This window comes from Plantactinospora sp. B5E13 (assembly GCF_039871775.1).
GTDB lineage: Bacteria > Actinomycetota > Actinomycetes > Mycobacteriales > Micromonosporaceae > Plantactinospora.
Genome location: NZ_JBDPLT010000019.1, coordinates 70,475 through 89,082, shown reverse-complemented (window position 1 = coordinate 89,082; position 18,608 = coordinate 70,475). Strand labels below are relative to the sequence as shown.

The following is an 18,608-nucleotide window of genomic DNA, read 5'->3' as shown; positions in this document are numbered from 1 at the left end:
AGTGAGGAAATCACGACTTGCGCGGGTGGGCACCGCAGCTGTCGCCAGTCGTGGTGTTCCGGCTACCGGGCTCCCTCCATCGTTCAGGCGCTCAGGCCGAGGAGCCGGCGACGTCAGCCGAAGTGGATCCGACGTACGGTGCCGCCGGTCAGATCCACGTAGTAGATGTCGTTTCCGGGGCCGAGCACAAGATCGACCGGACCGGCGTCCCGTCCGGGATGTGGCAGCCGTCCCCGGGCACCACCGCCTGGCTGTGCTGGTAGGCGTAGTACGGGGCGGTGACCGTGCCGGCCGGTGCCGCGTACAGGCTCTGGCAGAGGTTCAGCCCGGCGGCCCGGTAGTTGGGCTGCTGGCCGACGCCCTCGTAGCACGGCCAGCCGTGGTTGTGTACCGGCGCGGCGAGCGGGGCGACGACCCGGTCGATCTCCTCCCAGGTACGGAAGCCGACGTCGCTGAGCCAGACCTCGGTGGTACCGGGCCGGAAGGTGAGCCGGAAGGGGTTACGCAGCCCGTAGGCGACGATCCGCCGGGTGTTGGGGTCGGGGCTGGCAACCAGGGGATTGTCCCGGGGCGCCTTGCCGGTCGTCTCGTGCACCCGCACCAGGGTGCCGGAGAGGCCGGTCGGGTCCGCCGGGGTGCGGAGGTCCTGGGCACGCAGCGCCCCACCCTCGGCGGTCGGCGGGGTCATCGGCCCGCCGACCCGGGCCGGCGGGTCGCCGCACGGGTTGGGCCGGCTGCCGAGCTGGCCGTAGTCGACGACCCGACCGGAGGCGCCGTCCCCGCCGCCCACGAACAACGTGCCGTCCGGGGCGAAGACGACGTCCCCGATCGAATGGGTGTCACTCTGCTGGCACCAGTCGTTGAGCAGCACCCGCTCCACGAGCTGCCTGTTGCTGATCACGAGCCGGGACACCCGGGCGCTGACCAGACAACCGTCCGGTGTCGGGCAGGTGTCGTTGTACCGGGGGGCGGTGCCGCCGATCGGGGCGTCGTAGGTGTAGCTGACGTACACCCAGGGGTTGCTGGTAGGGAAGCCGGGCGGCAGGGCCAGCCCGACCATGCCCAGGTCGGAGTAGTCGAACACCTGCCGGCGGAGATCGGCGAAGACGGTCGGGGTCGGGTCGGTGAGACTGTCGAAGACCTTGACGATGCCGCGCTTCTCCGCGACGAAGACCCGGCCGTCCTGAGCGAAGGCCACCTTGGTCGGCTCGACCAGCCCGGAGAACACCACCTGGTCGGTGAAGCCGGGCGGCAGGGCCGCTGCGGCCGGAGCCGTCTCCGCCCAGAGGGGTACGGCGAGGGCCGCCGTCAGCAGGGACACCACGGCGCGACGTGTGGTTTTGGACATGACAGCCTCCTGGCGTGTGCCGCCATGCCCCGAATGCCGGGCATGGCCGGCATGACCAGATTGCGCCGGCCCGCCGACGTCGGCCTGTCGGCCCGACGACCGAAACGGTGGCGGGAAGCCGACCCGGGGTACCTCACCCGCCGGCCAGGAGGCGTCGCTTGTCGGGCTTGCCAGCGGGGGAGACGGGCACCTCGTCGACGACGGTGACGAGCCGGGGCACGCTCGCCTCGCCGAGCCGGTCCCGGACCAGGGCCCGCAACACACCGGGGTCCGGTCGGTGGCCGGGGGCGGGTACGACGAAGGCGTGCACCGCCTCGCCGGTCTCCTCGTCCGGGGCGGCCACCACGTACGCCTCGGCCACGTCCGGATGGGTGGCCAGGGCGCGTTCGATCGGGCCCGCGTACTGCAGGTTGGCGTTGACGATGATGACGTCCCGGGTCCGGCCCAGCAGGTACAGGTATCCGTCGGGGTCGAGTCGGGCGAGGTCGCGGGTGCGGACCCACCCGTCCACGAAGACCTCGGCGGTCTCGGTCGGGTCGGCCCAGTAGCCGCTCGCCTGGGCCGGGGTGCGGACGAACAGCTCGCCCTCGGCACCGACCGGCACCGGCCGGCCGTCGGCGTCGCGGACCTGCACCTCGACCGCGTCCGGCGGGCGACCCACCGAGGCGAGCACGGCCGGCGGGCGACCCACCGAGGCGAGCACGGCCGGCGGGCGGCCGGTGCCGCCAGGAGGGCTGCCGGCCAGGGCGGCGGTCAGTTCCGCCGGGGTGACCATGGAGATCATGCCGGTCTCGGTCTGGCCGTAGCCGTGGTAGACGACCGGCCCGAGTACGGCCATCGCCTCGACGAGCCTGGCCGGATCGAGCGGGGAACCCGAAACCAGCAGGGCGCGCAGCGTACCGAGGTCGACCGGGTCGCTGCGCTGGACGGCCACCAGTTTCGCCAGCCGGGGCACGGTGATGACGCTGGCGGTGGCCCGGTGCCGGGCGATCGCGGAGGGAAAGAACGGTTCTCCGTCCCGGGGTGGTTCGGCGACGACCATGGTGCCGCCGGCGGCCAGGGTGAGGACGCCGTACTCCAGCATCACCTGACTGCTGAGCGAACCGAAGACCAGATACCGGTCGAGGTTGCCGGCGAGGTCGCGGACCGCCGGCGGCCACCGGTCCGGGTACGGTGTCCAGGCGCGGCCGAGCGCCGCGTACGTCTGCAGGCAGCCCTTCGGGTCACCGGTGCTGCCACTGGTGTAGATCACCCGGGCGACGTCGTCCGGCCGTCCGACCGGCGTCGGCGGAGCGGGTGGCGCGGAGGCGACGGTCAGGTCCGGTGCCCCGGCGACCGGGCCGACCGCCAACAGTCGCAGGCCCGCGGCCGCCGACCGCAGCGGGCCGGTCGCGGTCGACGGGTCGACGAGCACCGCCGTGATCCGCTGACCGAGGATGTGCCGCAGTTGGCCGGGGGTGAGCCCCGGCCGGATCCCGGCGACCCGGGCCCCCACGACCTGTGCCGCGATGGTGGCGGCGAACGCCTCCGGCGTCACCCCGAGCGCCAGCGCCAGCCCGGCGCCGGGACCGATTCCCGCCTCCCACAGCCCGGCGGCGAGCCGGCCGATCAGGTCGAGCATCTCGTCGGCGCCGACGGTCCGGTCACCGTGTTCGAAGACAGGACGGTCGACCGGACGCTCCCGGCCGGCGGTGAGCAGGTCGAGGACCACCTGCGGATAGCGGGATCGGGTCCGGGGTGGACGGTCAGCCCGCGGCGGACGGTCGGGTTCAGCCGATGCCATCGCCCAGGCGTTCCTTGACGAAGCCCGCCAACGGCTGCTGGTGGACGGCCGGCAGGTTCCACTCGTTCTCCAGGTTCTCCGCCAGGTGGTGCACCGCGACCACCGTTCCGTCCCGGTAGTGGCGGACGACCGGGTGCAGGTAGCTGGCGTCGTGCGCCGCGTGCGCGTCGTTCTCCCGGGGGCGGGGGACCGAGATGTCGAACGGGTCCACCGTGTCGTGGTTGGCGCCGTACTCCAGGGTGGTGACGAGGGCGGAGCCGCCGCCGAGCCCCCGCTCGGCGAGGTACGCCACCGGAACCTCCTCGTGATGGTACGCGGTACCGCCCCGGACCGTCACCGCGTCACCGAGTACGCCGAACTGCTGCCACAGCGCGGACGAGCGGTTGACCCGGTTGACGATGGCGTCGGCGATCGCCTCCGGGGTCGCCTCCAAGGCAGTGGCCGGCCAGGCGACCCCGTGGTAGCGGGCGTTGAGGATCCGGTACAGGGCCCGGACGCCGTACCGGAAGCCGTGGATGAAGCCGCTGGTCGACTTCTTGAAGTCACGCTGCTGGGTCAACGTACCGGCGAAGTACAGGTCGGGGACGGTCGTCGACTCGTACGCCGGGTTCTGTTCCGGGAACCGGTCGTTGATGACCAGACGCGGCCGGCAGCTTTCGTCGAAGACCGACGCGTCGAAGCGGAAGCCGGTGCAGGCGATCACCCGGTCGTACTCGATCTCCCGGATCGCCTCCACGGTCCGGGCGTACCGGAACCGGACCCGGTAGCCGCCGTCGGGACGGCGATCGATCTGTTCGACGGTGCCGTCCAGCACGGCGTTCTGCGACTTGAGCTGGTACGTGTCGAGGAAGTTGTTGTTCACCGCCCGCAGGTGGCCGACATAGTGCGTCTGCCAGGCGAACCGGACCGAGTGCGGCCCGGCGACGTGCACCACGGCGGCGGTCTCCACCAGGTTGTCGGCGGTCTCGAACGCCGAGTTGCCCTTGCCGATGATCATGACCCGCTGGTTGACGAAGTCCGCCGGGTCGACGCTGACCGTGTCGTACCGTTCGGCGTGCTCGATCCCGGGGATCGGTGGCACGTGGAGCTGGGAGACACCGGTCGCGACCACCAGGCGGCGGCCGCGCCAGGTCCGGCCGTCGGCGTCGACGGCGGTGAAACCCTCGGCGTCGCGGCCGAGCCGGACCACCCGGGTCCGGTAGGACACCCGGACGCCGGTCGCGGCGGCGAAGTCGGTCAGGTAGCGCCGCAGGTCGTCGGCGGCCGGGAAGTAGCGCTGGCTGTACCGGCCGAACCGCAGGTCGGGGTCGTCGCTGAGCAGCGAGTTCCAGTCCATCCGCAGGTTGAACTCGTCGTCGGTGGAACCGGTGTAGACCTTGTTGATGGAGATCAGCGTGCGGTGCCGTGGGTAGGTGCTGAAGAAGGTGCCCGGCCCGTCGCCCGCCTCCAGCACGACGTAGTCGTGGCCGTCGGACTCCAGCAGGGCGGCGAGTTGCAGGCCCGCCGGTCCCGCGCCGATGATCAGGTAATCGTGCGTGGTCAGGCGTTCGCGCGTCATGCGCCCGGACGGTAGCGGTCGGTCATCAGAGATAACTCAGACCGCTCTGAGAATCCGTGGCTACCGTCGGCCCGATGACTTCCCGGACCGGGACCGCCGCCGTCCACACCGTCGACCTGGCCCGTCCGCTGCGGTCGGAGGACCTGCGGCGGGCGGCGCTGCCGCTGCGCGTCGAGGTCACCGGCCCGGTCCGTGACCGGGTACGACGGTCCCGCGACCACCTGCGGACCGTGCTCGGCGACGACCGTCCGGTGTACGGCGCCACCACCGGGTTCGGGGCACTGGTCGGCTACGCCGGCCGGGACGACGAGGCCGACCAGTGTGACAACACGCTCGCCCACCTCGGGGCGGGCCAGGACGTGCAGCTCGACCCGGCCGTGGTCCGGGCCACCATGCTGGTCCGGGTCTGGTCACTGGCCCAGGGCGTCTCCGGGGTCTCGGTACGGGTCGTCGAGGGACTCGCCGCGATGCTCGGGACGTCGTTCGTACCGGCGATGCCACGGCTCGGCTCGGTCGGGGCCAGCGGCGACCTGATCCCGCTCGCGTACGCCACCCAGTCGCTGCGCGGGCGGGGCTGGGCGTGGCTGGACGGGAAGCGGATGCCGGCGGCGCAGGCGCTGGAGGCGGCTGGCCTGACCCCGCTCGTGCTGGACGGCCGGGACGCGTTGGCGCTGGTCAACGGCACGTCGCTGACCACCGCCGCCACCGCGCTCGCCCGGGACGCCGTCCGGGCCTCGCACCGGGCGGCCCAGTTGCTGACCTGTCTGCTCGTCGACCTGCTCGGCTGCGACCCCGACCAGTTCCTCCACCCCCGGCTGCTGACCGCGTACGGCCACCCGGCCGCCGCCGACGTCGCCGCCCGGATGCGGGCGCTGCTCGCCGGGGCGGTGCCCTCCGGCGACCGGCCACTGCAGGAGGCGTACAGCATCCGCTGTGCCCCGCAACTGCTCGGCGCGGCCGAGGAGGCGCTGCGGTACGTCGACGGGGTGGTCGCGGCGGACCTGGGCGGGGTGAGTGACAATCCGCTGTTCTTCCCCGACGACGACCTGGTGCTGCACGGCGGCAACTTCTTCGGCCAGCCCGCCGCCTTCGCCGCCGACATGCTGGCGCTGGTCACCGCGCAGCTCGGCAACCTCGTCGAACGCCAGCTCGACCTGCTTGTCGACCCGGTGCGCAACGGCGGACTGCCGCCGATGCTGGCGGCCGGACCCGGCCGCCAGCACGGGCTGCAGGGTGTGCAACTGGCGACGACGGCGATCGTGGCGGAACTGCGCCGGGCCGCCACCCCGGCGAGCATGCAGAGCCTGCCGACCAACCTGCACAACCAGGACGTGGTGCCGTTCGGCACCCAGGCGGCGCTGCGCGCCGTGGAACAGGCCGGACTGCTCCGGCTGCTCTGCGGCTCGTTGGCGGTCGGGCTGCGGCAGGCCGGTCACGTCGGCGCCCGCACCCCGACCGCGCCCGGCTGCGCCGCCGCGTTCGACCGGCTCGCCGAGGTCGTACCGGCGATCGACCCGGACCGGCCCCTGGACGCGGACGTGATCCGCGCCGCCGACCTGCTGGACGAGGTGACCGGGCCGACCGCCTGACGCGTACGGGGGTGGAGCACCCGCGGTCAGCCCCTCGGCTGGTCGAGGAAGGCGAGGGTGGCCGCGGCGAACAGCGGCGACATGAAGATGTCGTAGTGGGTGCAACCGGGCAGGGCGGCCAGCGCGTGGCCGCCCTTCGGTCGCCCCTCGCCCATCCAGCCGCCGTCCCGCTGGCCGCCGCCGACCTCGGCGGCGACACCGCGCGCCCGCTCGACGCGGACCAGTCGGAGCTGCTGGACCGCTACGTCAGGGCGTTCGAGGGGTACGACATCGCCGCGCTCACGTCACTGCTGCACGAGGACGTCACGCTGAACATGCCGCCACTGCCGCTCTGGCTTCGCGGGCACGCCGACATCCGCGACTGGATGCTCGGCACCGGCTCCGGATGCCGAGGGTCCCGGCTGGTGCCCACGGTGGCGAACGGGGTGCCGGCCTTCGGCCAGTACCGTCCGACCGGGCCGTGGGCGCTCATCGTCCTGGACATCTCAGCCGGGCGGATCCGCGGGATCACCAACTTCCTCGACGTGGAGCGGCTGTTCCCGCTGTTCGGCCTCCCGATGCGGTTCGACGCCTGAACCGTCCACCACCGGGATGACCGCGTCCAGGCCGGTGAGCGTGAGCAGCTGACGCAGGCGCAGCGACGCACCGCGGAGCTGGAGGTCGACGCCGAGCCGGCGTGCGGTCAGCCGCAGCCGGGCGAGGGTGTCGAGGGTCGCCACGTTCTGGTCGACGATCCGGCTGACATCGCAGACGACGACGCGGACCTCGCCCGGCCGCCGGGTCAGCAGGTCGGCCAGTCGGGCGCGGAGGACCGGGGTGTCGGCCCGCCCGACGGTGGGGCCGACGACCAGAACGGGTGGCGTGGGATCCTGGCGCACGGCGGCTCCCTTCCGGTTGTGGGCACTACTGGTGGGATCCGTCGACACGCCGGAACTCATCGGTCCCGGGCCGACGAACTCCTCCCGGCCGGCCTGAGTTTTCTCTGAGTTCCCCCTCGTACGGTCTGCTCCGTGAACGCAGAGATGCTCGACTATCTCGTCATCGGGGCGGGCCCGGCCGGCCTGCAGCTCGCGGCGTTCCTCGAGCGCGACGGCCGCCGCGACTACCTGGTACTGGAGTCCGCCGACGGCCCGGGCGCGTTCTTCACCCGGTTTCCCCGACACCGGCAACTGATCTCGATCAACAAGCCGCACACCGGCTCGGACGACCCCGAGCTGAACCTGCGGCTGGACTGGAACTCGCTGCTCAGCGAGGACCCGGCGCTGCGGTTCACCCGCTACACCGAGCGGTACTTCCCGCCCGCCGACGAGATGGTCCGCTACCTGGCCGACTTCGCCGCCGCGACCGGGGTACGGGTCCGGTACGGCACCCGGGTGACCCGGGTCAGTCGGGCGGCGGGCGGCGGCTTCGCGGTCACCGACCGGACCGGCACGGTTTACCGGGCCCGGCGGGTGGTGGTGGCGACCGGAGTCGGGCAGCCCTACGTCCCGCCGATTCCCGGCGTCGGGCACGCGGAACGGTACACCGAGATGTCGGTCGACCCCCGGGACTTCCTCGACCAGCGGGTCCTCGTGATCGGCAAGGGCAACTCGGCGTTCGAGACCGCCGACAACCTGATGGAGACCACCACCCTGATTCACGTCGCGGGGCCGGGATCGGTCCGGATGGCCTGGCGGACCCACTACGTCGGGCACCTGCGGGCGGTGAACAACAACTTCCTCGACACCTACCAGCTCAAGTCGGCGAACGCGATCCTCGACGGGCACGTCCGCGAGATCGTCCGCGACGGGGACGGTTACCGGGTGAGCTTCGCCTTCTCCCGGGCCGACGAGGTCGTCCGGGAACTGCACTACGACCGGGTGCTGCTCTGCACCGGCTTCCGGTTCGACGCGTCGATCTTCGACGGGACCTGCCGTCCGGCGCTGGCGATCAACGACCGGTTCCCCGCCCAGACGGCCGAGTGGGAGTCGGTTAACGTACCGGACCTCTTCTTCGCCGGCACACTGAGCCAGCAGCGGGACTTCAAACGCTCGACCAGCGGCTTCATCCACGGCTTCCGGTACGGGGTACGCGCACTGCACCGCATCCTCGAACGGCGGTACCACGACGAGCCGTGGCCGGCCGGAAAGGTCGACGTCGCCGGCGAGCCGATGGCCGACGCGATCATCGAACGGGTCAACCGCAGCTCCGGGCTGTGGCAGCAGTTCGGGGTGCTCGCCGACGTCCTAACGGTGGCCGGGTCGGAGGCCCGGTACCACGAGGAGGTGCCGGTCGACTACCTCACCGGGATCGGCCTGACCACCGTGGACCATCCGGTCGAGCACGCCTTCGTCGTCACCCTGGAGTACGGCCCGGAGCACGACCGGGTCGACCCGTTCGACGTCTCGGTGCGCCGGGTCGCCCAGGACGTGGCGGGCCAGGCGCACGACGCCGCGTACCTGCACCCGGTGGTCCGGTACCACCGCGACGGCCGGGTGGTCGCGGTCCACCACCTGGCGGAGAACCTGGAGAACCGGTGGAACCGGCCGGACGTGCACCGGACACCACTGGTCGCCTTCCTGGACCGCTGCCTAGACGGCGCCGTGGGCTGAGTCGTGCCCCCGGTGGCGGACCGGGTGGGCCCGCGTCATTCACCCACGGCCGGCGCGGGCCCCCTGGTGAACCTCAACGACCTGCGAGCCGAGGCGCAACGCCGGCTCGACCCGGCCCACTGGGACTTCTTCGCCGGTGGGGCCGGGGACGAGCGCACCCTGCGGGCCAACGAGGCCGCCTTCGACGCGTACCGGATCCTGCCCCGGGTGTTGCGCGGCGGAGGCGCACGCGACCTGCGGACCCGGCTGCTCGGCGACGACCTCGCCGTGCCGGTGCTGGTCGCCCCGACCGCCTTCCACCGGTTGGCACATCCCGACGGGGAGGCGGGATGTGCCCGCGCGGTCGCCGCCGCCGACACGGTCATGGTGGTGAGCATGGCGGCCACCACGCCGATCGAGGCGGTCGCCGCGGCGACCGACGCGGACGGGCGGCGGGCCCGGTTGTGGTTCCAGCTCTACCCCCAGCCGGACCTCGGGTTCACCCGGTCGGTGGTCCGCCGTGCCGAGGCCGCCGGCTGCCGGGCCCTGGTGGTCAGCGTCGACTCGCCGGTGTTCGGCCGGCGCGAGCGCGACCTGCGCAACGGGTTCCTCGATCTGCCGCCCGGGCTGTGCTGCGAGAACATGCGCGATCCGGAGACCGGACGGGTCCGGGACATCGTCATGGACGACCGTCTCGACTGGACCCGGATCGACTGGCTGCGCGGGATCACCCGGCTGCCGGTCGTACTGAAGGGCATCCTGCACCCGGACGACGCCCGGCTGGCCGTCGCGCACGGGGTCGACGCCGTCCTGGTCTCCAACCACGGGGGGCGACAGCTGGACGGCGTACCGGCCAGCGTCGACGCGCTGCCAGCGGTCGTCGACGCGGTCGAGGGGCGGATCCCGGTCCTGCTCGACGGTGGTGTCCGCCGGGGCACCGACGTGCTCACCGCGCTGGCCCTCGGCGCCGTCGCGGTCGGGGTGGGCCGGCCGGTCGTCTGGGGGCTCACCACCCGGGGCGAGGCCGGGGTACGGCAGGTACTCGACTGGCTGCGCGCCGACCTGGCCCGGGCGATGACCCTCGCCGGCGCGGCCCGTCCCGGCGACCTCACCCCGGACCTGCTCCGCACGGGGGTGGCCGGATGACCGGGCCGAGCGTTCTTCCGTGGGGTCTGGTCGCCGTCGCCGCCGTGGTGGTGGGGTGGTTGCTGCCGCGCTGGCTGCCCCCGACGGTGGTCCGGCTCCGGGAATGGATCTTCGCCCGGGTGAACGGTACCGAGGGGATCCCGATCCCGGGCCCGCTGGTCGGCCCCGAACACTTCGAACGGGTCTACGCCCATCCGGCGGCGAACGGACGCAGCCGGGGCGCCGGGCTCTCCGACCTCTTCTGGTACTGGCTGGCGCCCGGCCCGCAGCTGCACCAGGAACACCTCGAACCGGGCGAGCGCTACCGTACGGTCGCCCGGACGACCCGACAGGTGCTCGCGGTGCCCCCGCGCCGGTCGACCGAGCTGGCCGCGGCGGCGGCCCGCCGGCTGCTCGACCAGCTGCCGTCCGACCGCCCCAGCCGGGTACGGCTGCGCGACCTGATGATGCCGGTCTGGGCCGAGGTCTACTTCGAACTCGTCTTCGCCGAGCCGTGCCCGGCCGAGGCCCGGGCGCTGATCGTGGCCAACGCCGACGACGTGGTCACCGCCCTCAAGTGCTGCGGGCTGCGGCACCTTGGGCGCCGGGACCGGCTCAGCCGCTACCTGCGGGCGCGGGTCGATGCCGGTACGGCTCCGGTGACCCTGCCAGCGCCGTTCACCGCCGAGGAGACGGTCTGGTACCTGCAGGGGACGTACTTCAACACCGCGGTCGTCCAGATGTCGGAGGCGATGGCGCACCTGCTGCTCGCCATCGCCCAGCATCCGTCGACGCGGCGCGAACTGCTGGCCACCCTCGACGACGTCGGCGGCGAGGGGGACCGGGCCCTGGACCGGGTCATCGACGAGACGCTGCGGGTGCACCCGCTGTTCGGGGTCGCGCACCGGATCACCACGGGACCGATCGAGGTCGACGCCGAGGTCACCATCCCGGTCGGGTCGGTGCTGCTCTTCAACTACCTCGCCTTCCAGCGCACCGGGGCAGCCGCCGACGACACCTTCGACCCGGCCCGGTGGCGGACGCTGCGGCGGGGCGACGCGCACTTCGTCCCGTTCGGGGTCACCGCCAACCGGGCCTGCCCGGCACGCGGGGTGGCGCCGGTGATGATGCGGGCGGTCGTCCGTGAGGTGCTGCGCCGCTACACGCCGGTCTCCAGCGTCCGGCACACCCGGTCACTGCCCAACCGGGGACCCTGTTTCCTCGTCCCGGCCGGCGTACGACCCCCGGGGCGGATCCGGCTGTGGGCGATGCGGCTGGGCGACCGCTGGGCCGACGTCTGGCGCAGCCTCGTCCAGCTCGTGCTCGGCACCTGGATGGTGGTCGACGCGCGACGCCAACGGCTCTGCGCCACCTACTTCGAGGAGGTACGGAAGTGATCACGACTGGTCCGGTGGCGGCCGTCGGCAGAGGCGGGACGCGATGAGTCCGGTGGAGCTGGCACCGCGGTTCTTCCTCGCCGTCGCGGTGATCCTGCTTTTCTGCCGCCTGATGGCGTGGCTGCTCGGCAAGGTCGGCCAGCCGGCGGTGGTGAGCGAGATGGTGGCCGGGGTGCTGCTCGGGCCGTCCCTGCTGGGCCTGCTGGCGCCCGACGTCCAGGACGCGTTGTTTCCGGAACCGCTCTATCCGGTGCTCTACATCGTCGGTCAGGTCGGCCTGGTCATCTTCATGTTCCAGGCCGGGTACGCGTTCACCGCGCACCGGGTGACCGGGCTGGCCGGCACCGCCGGAGCGGTGTCGCTGGCCGGCATCGTGGTACCGCTCGGCCTCGGGGTGCTGCTGGTGCTCGCCACCGCCGCGCACGCCCCGGTCGTGGCCGACGGCGCCTCCCTCGGCGTGACGGCAGCCTTCGTCGGGGTCGCGCTGGCCATCACCGCCTTTCCGATGCTGGCCCGGATCATCACCGAGGGCGGACACGCCGGTACGCGGTACGGCTCGCTCGCCCTGGCCAGCGGCGCGCTCGACGACCTCGTCGCCTGGATCCTGCTGGCCGTGGTCCTCGCCACCGCCTCGGGCCGGCCGGGGCCGGCGCTGGTCACGGTCGGCGGGGCGGTGCTGTTCGGGCTGCTGCTCTGGTTCGTCGGCCGGCGGCTGGCGGCCGCGCTGGTCGGCAGCGACCGACTCGGCGACCAGTCCCGGCTGCTCGGCCTGTTCGCGCTCCTCTTCGCGGTTGCCTGGTACACCGACGAGATCGGCCTGTACGCCGTCTTCGGCGCCTTCGCGGTCGGTGCGATCATGCCGCACACCGAGCGCACCGACGGGATGGTCGCCACCGTGACGCCGGTCTGCCAGATCGCCTTCCTACCGCTCTTCTTCACCTACTCGGGTCTGCACACCGAGTTCGGGCTGCTCGGCGAACCGTCGGTGTTGCTCTTCGCGCTGGGTTGCGTCGTTCTGGCCATCGTCGGCAAGTTCGGCGCCTGCTTCGCGGTGGCCCGGGTGCGGGGCGAGCCGAAGGGGGTGGCCCTGCGGATCGGCGCCCTGATGAACGCCCGCGGGCTGATGCAGCTCATCGCGATCAACGTCGGCCTGGCGGCGGGGATCGTCAACTCGACCCTGTTCACGGCCCTGGTGCTGGTCGCGCTCGTCACGACGCTGATGACCACACCGGTGCTGCGGTGGATCGCGCGGCGGGAGGCGAGGACCCCCGCTCTGCTTGACACGAAGGAACCGATGGTAGTGGTTCAACGGAGTGCCGACATGACATAGAGACATCTATCACAGTCTATCTATGCGGGTGAGTGTGCCATTCTCGAGGTGTGCTCAAGGCAATCGCGCCGTCACCCGTCGTGCCTCGACTACTCCTGGTGGAGGACGACGCGGACCTCGCGGACATGCTCAGCGAGGTGCTGACCGACGAGGGTTACCTGGTCGACGTGGCCCGGGACGGGCAGCGGGGCCTGCACTTCGGGCTCACCCGGCCGTACGACCTCATGGTGATCGACCGGCTGCTGCCGGCCATCGACGGACTCAACCTGCTGGCCCGGCTGCGGTCCCGGGCGGTCGGCGCCCGGGCCCTGATGCTCACCGCCCTCGGTACGGTCGACGACCGGGTCGCCGGGTTGGATGCGGGCGCCGACGACTACCTGATCAAGCCGTTCGACCTGGACGAGCTGATCGCGCGGCTGCGGGCCCTGTGTCGACGTGCCTCGGACGGCGCCGACGCGCTGCCGATCGGGCTCGGTCGGCTCGATCTCGCGCTGCGCGACGTCGTGCTGCCCGACGGGTCCAGGGTGGCGCTGTCGGCTCGGGAGTTCGAACTGCTCCGGGTCCTCGCCGTCCGCCCCCGGGTGGTGCACTCCCGGGCCGAGCTGCGCCGTCGGGTCTTCGACGAGGCGGCCGCACCGTCGCTCGTCGACACCTACGTGTACTACCTGCGTCGCAAGCTCGGCCGGACCTCGATCCGAACCGTGCACGGCCTCGGCTACCGGCTTGGTGAATTGTGAGACCGGACCGGCGGGCGGGATCGCGGACCGATACGTCCTGGGCCGCCGCCGAACGGGCGGTGGTGGCCCGGGCCCGTCGGCGGATCGGGCTGCTGGTCGCGGTCGCGGTGACCGTGCTGGTGACCGCGGTCGGCGTGGTCGCCTACGGGATGCTGGTCCGCGGTCAGGAACGTCAGATCACGCGTGAGCTGGCCTACAGCGCCGATCACAGCGACCCGTCCGGCCCGCCCGGCTGTACCTGGCTCTTCGTCCTCCACGACGGCGAACTGGTCACCGGCCGGGTCCCCCCGCCGGCGGGTTTTCCGCTGACCGAGGAGTTGGACGCGACCGTCGCCACCGGGTCCGCCCGGGAGACCAGGGTCGCCCGCAACAACACTGTCTACTTCGTCCTGACCCGGCCCCGGGACGGCGACGTGGTGCAGGCCATCTTCGACGCCCGCTACCAGCTCGCCGACCGGCGGCACCTGCTCCTCGCCCTCGTCATGGCCGAGGCGGCCGGGTTGCTGGTCGCGGTCGCCAGTGGACTGGTGCTGGGCCGACGCGCGGTGGCGCCGCTGGCCGAGGCGCTCACCCGGCAACGCCGGTTCATCGCCGACGTCAGCCACGAACTGCGTACGCCCATCGCCCAGGTGCACACCCGGGCGCAGGTGCTCGCCCGCCGGGCCGGTAACACCGGTGTGCCGGCCGGCTACCGCGACGAGCTGGACCGGCTGGTCGGTACGACCCGGCGGCTCGGTGAGGTTGTCGAGGACCTGCTGCTCTCGGTGCGGCTGGCGGCACTGCCGGACGCCCGGCCCACGGCCGATCCGGTCGATCTGGCCGCGCTCGCCGAGACGGCGGTGCTCGCCGAGACGGACCGCGCCGGCGAGCAGGGGGTGACGGTGACCCTGGACCGTTCCGACGTGCCGTTGCCGGTACTCGGTGTCGCCTCCGCGCTGCGCCGGGTGGTCAGCGAACTGCTGACCAACGCCCTGACCCACACGCCCGCAGGTGGGCGGATCGAGGTGGTCGTGCGTCGGGTCGGCGACGCTGCCGAGCTGGTCGTCACCGACACCGGACACGGGTTCGACCCCACCGACCGGATCTTCGACCCGTTCCACAGTGTCGGCAGCGGGCGCCGGCACACCGGCCTCGGGTTGGCGCTGCTCCGCGAGGTCGTCACCGGCCACGGCGGCACGATCGAGGCCCGGGGGCGTCCCGGCCAGGGCGCCAGCTTTGTCGTCCGGTTGCCGACCCGGGCCGGGGAGGCCCGGCCGGTGGCCCGGGTCGGCGACTGAGTCGGCGGGCAGCAGGGACGGTGCGAGCGGATGTGGCGGATGCGCCGCGGGCTGCGTCGCCGGAGACCTCGGGTGGGCCACCGCCGGGTCGACCCGGCGGTGGCCGAACGGCTCCGGGCCTGCTCAGTAGGTGAAGGTCCAGAGGAAGTAGAAGCCGGGGGCGGTGGGGCTGTACTGGCGGTACTCGCAGTAGTACCAGCTCCAGAGGCCGGTCTGGGCGCCCTCGCTGCCGTAGCTGTTGCAGAACTGGCCGTCGTAGTAGACGCCGCGAAGCGTGCCGCCCGGCGGGTCGGCGGCGGCCGGAGCGGCGCTCGCTCCGAGCACACCGCCCAGTGCGAGGGTGGCCGCCGCTACGAGCGTGGCCCATCTGCGTCCGCGCATGAGGTCTCCTCCCGATGGTGTCCGCGGCGCACGGCGGCTCCCCGTCGAGCCGGGATCCGGGACATCGAAGAACGTGACTGTAAGGCTCACACGGGTGCGGGCGGACGGGCTTCCGACAACGGGCGGGGTCACGGCGACGATCCGTCAGCGCGGGCTCCGTCGAACGGGCATCCGCCCTGACCGGCCGGGTTGCCGGCCACCTCCGGGTACGCCCCGAGCGCGACCTCCGGTCAGGTCGATGGTGGCGCATGGGCGGGGTCGAGGTGTCGACCGCAGGGCGAGGGGAGCGCCGAACGTCCGATTCGAGTACGGTTGCTCAGCGGCGCAACGGCCCGGAACCACGAGTAGCGACTCGCCGGCCGGGTATCTCCCCTCCGCTCCGTCTGGTGACGGAGGGCACGGTGCGTCCGGCTCCTCCGCGAGGTGTTATGGATGGGTGAGCGGAACCCGGCCCGGCGAGTGACGTTGTGGGATGTGCTTTGCCGACTTATGACCCGGGTCTCGTCGTTGACGACCCCGTTGTGCCCCCGGGGGTGCCAGCGCAGGCCCCGATCGCCACCTACCGGCAGCGTTGGGCGGTGCAGACGATGGCCGTCGCGCCCCACGACCTCCTGTTGGAGATCGGGTGCGGCCGCGGAGTGGCCGTCTCCCTGATCGCCGACCGGCTCACCACCGGCCGGATCGTCGCGATCGACCGCGCGACGACGATGACCCGGCTCGCGACCGAACGTAACGCGAGGCACATCAGGTCGGGTAGGGCCGAGATCCGGTGTGCCGAGTTCGAGTCGGTCGACCTTCCGCACCGGTACTTCACCAAGATCTTCGCGGTGAACGTCAACCTGTTCTGGCTGGGTGCCGGGGCGCGGCAGATCGACCGGATGCGCAGCCTGCTGGCACCGGGCGGCCGGCTCTACGTGTTCGGCGAGCGGCCCACGTCCGTACACCCCGCAGCGAACCTCACCTCCACCGAGCGGCTGCTGCGGTCCCAGGGGTTCGACACCACCAGTTCGATCGAGGATCGCGGGCAGGGCCGGGTGCTCACCTGCGTCACCGCCACACCGACCCGATGAGCCGGATGCTGAGCGCCAGCGCCACCAGGATGGCCGCCGCGACGACCACGCCGGTCTGCCACACGCCGACGCCGGTGACCTCGATCAGCAGGTCCGAGACGAAGATGCCCAGCGTCACCCCGGCGAGCAGCTCGATCGTGTTCGCCAGCCGTTGCCCGAGGGACGACGTGATCACGGCGACCGCGGCGGCCGGGGCGAAGATCGGACTCGGCATGTCGGTGAACCAGCGGGCGGCGGCCCAGGCCAGCGCCGCCGCCACCCCGGCCCGGATGGCGATCAGGGATTTGACCTGGAGCTGCTGGAGCCGGGTCCGACCCGCCGACCGGCCCCGCTTGTTCAGCCGTTCCAGCGCCTCGTCGAACCGCTCCTCGTCGTGGCCGGCGCGTTGTTTCGACCCGTGTCGTCCGTTGTTCCCCTTCCTCCGCGCTCCGGTCACCGGCGACGGCTACCCGCAAACACCGCCGGCAATCGTGGTGCCGAGGTTGACCGGCGGGGAAGCGACGACGACCGCACGGCACGCTTAACGGTCGCGCGTAACCTGCTGACATGGCGGGCGGACCGGCACGTTTCGGCGGGCGGAGTGACGTTGTCCTGGCGGTGGTTCTGGACTGTGCCGACCTGGCCCGGTCGGGGGTGTTCTGGTCCGTCGTACTCGGGTACGTCGCCGAACCACTCTCGTCGGGGCGTTACCGGCGCCTGCTACCCGCCGACGGGGACGGCGTCGAGTTGCTGTTGCCGCGGTTTTCCGAGGGGAAACGTGACGAACCAAGAACTAATTTCATGTTTGCGGCGGTGGCCGGCACGCGGTTGATCGCGTGATGCCTTGGCAGGTCAGCGCGCTGGTTCAGTCCGAGTATCGGCTGCGCTGTTCTTACGGCTTGTGCGCGGTGGTGAGGAAGTCCAGGACCAGAGGGCTGGCGTGGGCGCGGCACTCCTCGAAGTAGGCGTGCCGACCATTCGGGACCAGGTGCAGTCGGGCGTCGGGGATGCGGTCGGCGAGCAGGGGTGCGTTGGCGGTGGGGTTGAGCAGGTCGTCGCTTCCGTGGACGACCAGGGTGGGGGCGCTGATGTCCGGCAGGAGGTCCCAGGCGTTGTGCTGGTTGCTGGCCGCGAGGTGGTGGCGCCGAGCGTGGGCAGGCATGTGAGGGTCGCCGAGGGTGTGGTACGGGCCGGGATGGGCGGCGAGCCATCGAGGGGTGTACATCAGCTCCAGCAGGGCCTGTCGCGCGGCTCGAGGCTGAGGTTGTGTCAGGGCTTGGCGGACGTCGTTGCCGCGTTCGACGCTGTGCGGGCCGCCGGGTGAGGTGCAGCCGAGAACCAGGGCGCCTACCCGGTGGGGGTGGCGGGCCGCGATCTGCTGGGCCACTCGTCCGCCCATGGACGTGCCGTAGACATCGGCCCGGTCGATGCCGAGTTCGTCGAGGACTGCGATGACGTCCTGGGCGAACAGTTCGGTGCTGCAGGGGGTGTCGGGCTTGTCGCTGTCGCCGGTGCCGCGATAGTCGAGCGTGAGGGTGCTGCGAGCGGGATGGAAGTCGGCACGAACCGCATCCCACCAGTGGTGGTTGTTGGCCTGGCCCGCCAGCAGGACCAGCGGCGCCCCCTGGCCCTGGAACTGGTAGGCGATGCGGGTTCCGTCCGGTGTCATGGCGTACGTCATCGGCTTCCTCGCTCCCGTGCCGTCGGGCAGAATACCCGCATGGCCCCGGGCCTGAGCGGACGGCGAAGCCGGGGAAATGTTTAGGGCGGTCGGGCGCCGGAAGAAGTACCGGCATTCAGACACCTGCTGCCACCGCAGCGCCCAACCCCAGCAGGACGACGCCGGTGGTCACGCTGATTCCCCGTAGGACGGTCGGCTGCGATACCAGGGCGCGCCCTCGGCTGACGGCCCAGGTGAGCAACATGTACCAGGAGGCGCTGACGAGCGCCCACAGGGCCCCCAGTGCGACGGTTGACAGGAACACCGGGCCTTTCGCGGTCACGAACTGGGGCAGCACCGAGACGGCGAACACGCCCGCCTTGGGGTTGCCCAGGTTGGTGATCAGGCCGGTGAGGTATCCGCCCGCGAAGCCAGTACCGCGCCGGCCCTCGTAGGGCGGGCGGGTGGAGACGGTGGTGAGCGCAGTCCGTAGCGTCTTCACCCCGAGAACCATCAGCACGATGCCGCCTGCGATCCGGAGCACCGCGTACGCGGTGGGGCTGGCCAGCAGGACGGCGGACAGCCCGGCCGCGGCGGCCGTGGACCAGAGCAGGAAGCCGCTGGCATTGCCCGCGAGCGTGCCTCGGAGCGTACGTTGGCCGCCTTCCAGAACCTGCCGGATCATCAGGGCTTGGCTCGCGCCTGGCAGCATCGCCAGCAGCAAGGTGGTGGTGATGAAAACGGGCACATGCGTGGGCATGGAAAGGAACCCCTTCCCGGGATTGCGCCGATGGGTGTACCACC

At 72.1% G+C, this 18,608-nt stretch carries 19 protein-coding genes; 10 read left to right on the top strand and 9 right to left on the bottom strand.

The window, feature by feature from the left end:
- Positions 1-148: 148 nt before the first annotated feature.
- From ABGB05_RS19085 to ABGB05_RS19075, 3 genes are all read right to left on the bottom strand, one after another.
- Entirely contained in the window at positions 149-1,348 is a 1,200-nt protein-coding gene (locus ABGB05_RS19085) for a PQQ-dependent sugar dehydrogenase (RefSeq protein ID WP_347654781.1), read from the bottom strand.
- 133 nt (positions 1,349-1,481) lie between these two features.
- Complete coding sequence (locus ABGB05_RS19080; RefSeq protein ID WP_347654780.1) at positions 1,482-3,131, bottom strand: AMP-binding protein; 1,650 nt, start codon at positions 3,129-3,131, stop codon at positions 1,482-1,484.
- Positions 3,118-4,689 carry an NAD(P)-binding domain-containing protein gene (locus tag ABGB05_RS19075; RefSeq protein WP_347654779.1) on the bottom strand — a complete coding sequence of 524 codons (1,572 nt, stop codon included), beginning with the start codon at positions 4,687-4,689 and terminating at the stop codon, positions 3,118-3,120. Before ABGB05_RS19075 ends, ABGB05_RS19080 begins: the two co-directional genes overlap by 14 nt.
- Positions 4,690-4,763: 74 nt before the next feature.
- Here ABGB05_RS19075 and ABGB05_RS19070 point away from each other — a divergent pair, with 74 nt between their 5' ends.
- The gene (locus ABGB05_RS19070; protein ID WP_347654778.1) at positions 4,764-6,278 is read left to right on the top strand and encodes an aromatic amino acid ammonia-lyase; all 1,515 of its coding nucleotides are present in this window, start codon (positions 4,764-4,766) and stop codon (positions 6,276-6,278) included.
- Between the two features lie 26 nt (positions 6,279-6,304).
- Here ABGB05_RS19070 and ABGB05_RS19065 read toward each other — a convergent pair whose 3' ends face one another.
- The gene (locus ABGB05_RS19065; protein ID WP_347654777.1) at positions 6,305-6,433 is read right to left on the bottom strand and encodes a hypothetical protein; all 129 of its coding nucleotides are present in this window, start codon (positions 6,431-6,433) and stop codon (positions 6,305-6,307) included.
- Between ABGB05_RS19065 and ABGB05_RS19060 the strand changes: the two genes are divergently transcribed.
- On the top strand, positions 6,404-6,853 hold the full coding sequence (locus tag ABGB05_RS19060) for a nuclear transport factor 2 family protein (RefSeq protein ID WP_347654776.1): 450 nt from the start codon (positions 6,404-6,406) through the stop codon (positions 6,851-6,853). The genes ABGB05_RS19065 and ABGB05_RS19060 overlap by 30 nt on opposite strands.
- Here ABGB05_RS19060 and ABGB05_RS19055 read toward each other — a convergent pair.
- Positions 6,764-7,156: an STAS domain-containing protein gene (locus ABGB05_RS19055; protein WP_347654775.1), complete on the bottom strand. Its 393-nt coding sequence runs from the start codon at positions 7,154-7,156 to the stop codon at positions 6,764-6,766. The two genes, ABGB05_RS19060 and ABGB05_RS19055, sit on opposite strands and share 90 nt — an antisense overlap.
- Before the next feature lie 132 nt (positions 7,157-7,288).
- Between ABGB05_RS19055 and ABGB05_RS19050 the strand changes: the two genes are divergently transcribed.
- From ABGB05_RS19050 to ABGB05_RS19025, 6 genes are all read left to right on the top strand, one after another.
- Positions 7,289-8,869: an FAD-dependent oxidoreductase gene (locus ABGB05_RS19050; RefSeq protein ID WP_347654774.1), complete on the top strand. Its 1,581-nt coding sequence runs from the start codon at positions 7,289-7,291 to the stop codon at positions 8,867-8,869.
- A 66-nt stretch (positions 8,870-8,935) separates the two neighbouring features.
- Positions 8,936-9,994 (top strand): alpha-hydroxy acid oxidase, encoded by a 1,059-nt coding sequence (locus ABGB05_RS19045; RefSeq protein WP_347654773.1) that lies wholly within the window; start codon positions 8,936-8,938, stop codon positions 9,992-9,994.
- Complete coding sequence (locus ABGB05_RS19040) at positions 9,991-11,370, top strand: cytochrome P450 (RefSeq protein ID WP_347654772.1); 1,380 nt, start codon at positions 9,991-9,993, stop codon at positions 11,368-11,370. The genes ABGB05_RS19045 and ABGB05_RS19040 overlap by 4 nt, the downstream gene beginning before the upstream one ends.
- A 43-nt stretch (positions 11,371-11,413) precedes the next feature.
- Positions 11,414-12,700 carry a cation:proton antiporter gene (locus ABGB05_RS19035; protein ID WP_347654771.1) on the top strand — a complete coding sequence of 429 codons (1,287 nt, stop codon included), beginning with the start codon at positions 11,414-11,416 and terminating at the stop codon, positions 12,698-12,700.
- Between the two features lie 98 nt (positions 12,701-12,798).
- Positions 12,799-13,437 carry a response regulator transcription factor gene (locus ABGB05_RS19030; RefSeq protein WP_347654770.1) on the top strand — a complete coding sequence of 213 codons (639 nt, stop codon included), beginning with the start codon at positions 12,799-12,801 and terminating at the stop codon, positions 13,435-13,437.
- Positions 13,434-14,714, top strand: coding sequence for a HAMP domain-containing sensor histidine kinase (locus ABGB05_RS19025; protein WP_347654769.1), 1,281 nt, complete (start codon positions 13,434-13,436; stop codon positions 14,712-14,714). Before ABGB05_RS19030 ends, ABGB05_RS19025 begins: the two co-directional genes overlap by 4 nt.
- 123 nt (positions 14,715-14,837) lie before the next feature.
- Here ABGB05_RS19025 and ABGB05_RS19020 read toward each other — a convergent pair whose 3' ends face one another.
- A complete protein-coding gene (locus ABGB05_RS19020) occupies positions 14,838-15,095 on the bottom strand; it encodes a hypothetical protein (protein WP_347654768.1) in 258 nt (85 codons plus the stop codon).
- A gap of 533 nt (positions 15,096-15,628) precedes the next feature.
- Between ABGB05_RS19020 and ABGB05_RS19015 the strand changes: the two genes are divergently transcribed.
- Positions 15,629-16,165, top strand: coding sequence for a class I SAM-dependent methyltransferase (locus ABGB05_RS19015; protein WP_347654767.1), 537 nt, complete (start codon positions 15,629-15,631; stop codon positions 16,163-16,165).
- Here ABGB05_RS19015 and ABGB05_RS19010 read toward each other — a convergent pair.
- Positions 16,143-16,601, bottom strand: coding sequence for an FUSC family protein (locus ABGB05_RS19010; protein ID WP_347654766.1), 459 nt, complete (start codon positions 16,599-16,601; stop codon positions 16,143-16,145). The two genes, ABGB05_RS19015 and ABGB05_RS19010, sit on opposite strands and share 23 nt — an antisense overlap.
- Before the next feature lie 110 nt (positions 16,602-16,711).
- Between ABGB05_RS19010 and ABGB05_RS19005 the strand changes: the two genes are divergently transcribed.
- Complete coding sequence (locus tag ABGB05_RS19005) at positions 16,712-16,984, top strand: VOC family protein (RefSeq protein ID WP_347654765.1); 273 nt, start codon at positions 16,712-16,714, stop codon at positions 16,982-16,984.
- Between the two features lie 52 nt (positions 16,985-17,036).
- Here ABGB05_RS19005 and ABGB05_RS19000 read toward each other — a convergent pair whose 3' ends face one another.
- The gene (locus ABGB05_RS19000) at positions 17,037-17,825 is read right to left on the bottom strand and encodes an alpha/beta hydrolase (protein WP_347654764.1); all 789 of its coding nucleotides are present in this window, start codon (positions 17,823-17,825) and stop codon (positions 17,037-17,039) included.
- A gap of 115 nt (positions 17,826-17,940) precedes the next feature.
- Entirely contained in the window at positions 17,941-18,564 is a 624-nt protein-coding gene (locus ABGB05_RS18995) for a LysE family translocator (protein ID WP_347654763.1), read from the bottom strand.
- Positions 18,565-18,608 lie beyond the last annotated feature (44 nt).

Coding starts and splice junctions, on each gene's coding strand:
- ABGB05_RS19085 (WP_347654781.1), bottom strand. CDS start 1,348: ATGTCCAAAACCACACGTCGCGCCGTGGTGTCCCTGCTGACGGCGGCC.
- ABGB05_RS19080 (WP_347654780.1), bottom strand. CDS start 3,131: ATGGCATCGGCTGAACCCGACCGTCCGCCGCGGGCTGACCGTCCACCC.
- ABGB05_RS19075 (WP_347654779.1), bottom strand. CDS start 4,689: ATGACGCGCGAACGCCTGACCACGCACGATTACCTGATCATCGGCGCG.
- ABGB05_RS19070 (WP_347654778.1), top strand. CDS start 4,764: ATGACTTCCCGGACCGGGACCGCCGCCGTCCACACCGTCGACCTGGCC.
- ABGB05_RS19065 (WP_347654777.1), bottom strand. CDS start 6,433: ATGGGCGAGGGGCGACCGAAGGGCGGCCACGCGCTGGCCGCCCTGCCC.
- ABGB05_RS19040 (WP_347654772.1), top strand. CDS start 9,991: ATGACCGGGCCGAGCGTTCTTCCGTGGGGTCTGGTCGCCGTCGCCGCC.
- ABGB05_RS19035 (WP_347654771.1), top strand. CDS start 11,414: ATGAGTCCGGTGGAGCTGGCACCGCGGTTCTTCCTCGCCGTCGCGGTG.
- ABGB05_RS19020 (WP_347654768.1), bottom strand. CDS start 15,095: ATGCGCGGACGCAGATGGGCCACGCTCGTAGCGGCGGCCACCCTCGCA.
- ABGB05_RS19005 (WP_347654765.1), top strand. CDS start 16,712: ATGGCGGGCGGACCGGCACGTTTCGGCGGGCGGAGTGACGTTGTCCTG.
- ABGB05_RS19000 (WP_347654764.1), bottom strand. CDS start 17,825: ATGACGTACGCCATGACACCGGACGGAACCCGCATCGCCTACCAGTTC.
- ABGB05_RS18995 (WP_347654763.1), bottom strand. CDS start 18,564: ATGCCCACGCATGTGCCCGTTTTCATCACCACCACCTTGCTGCTGGCG.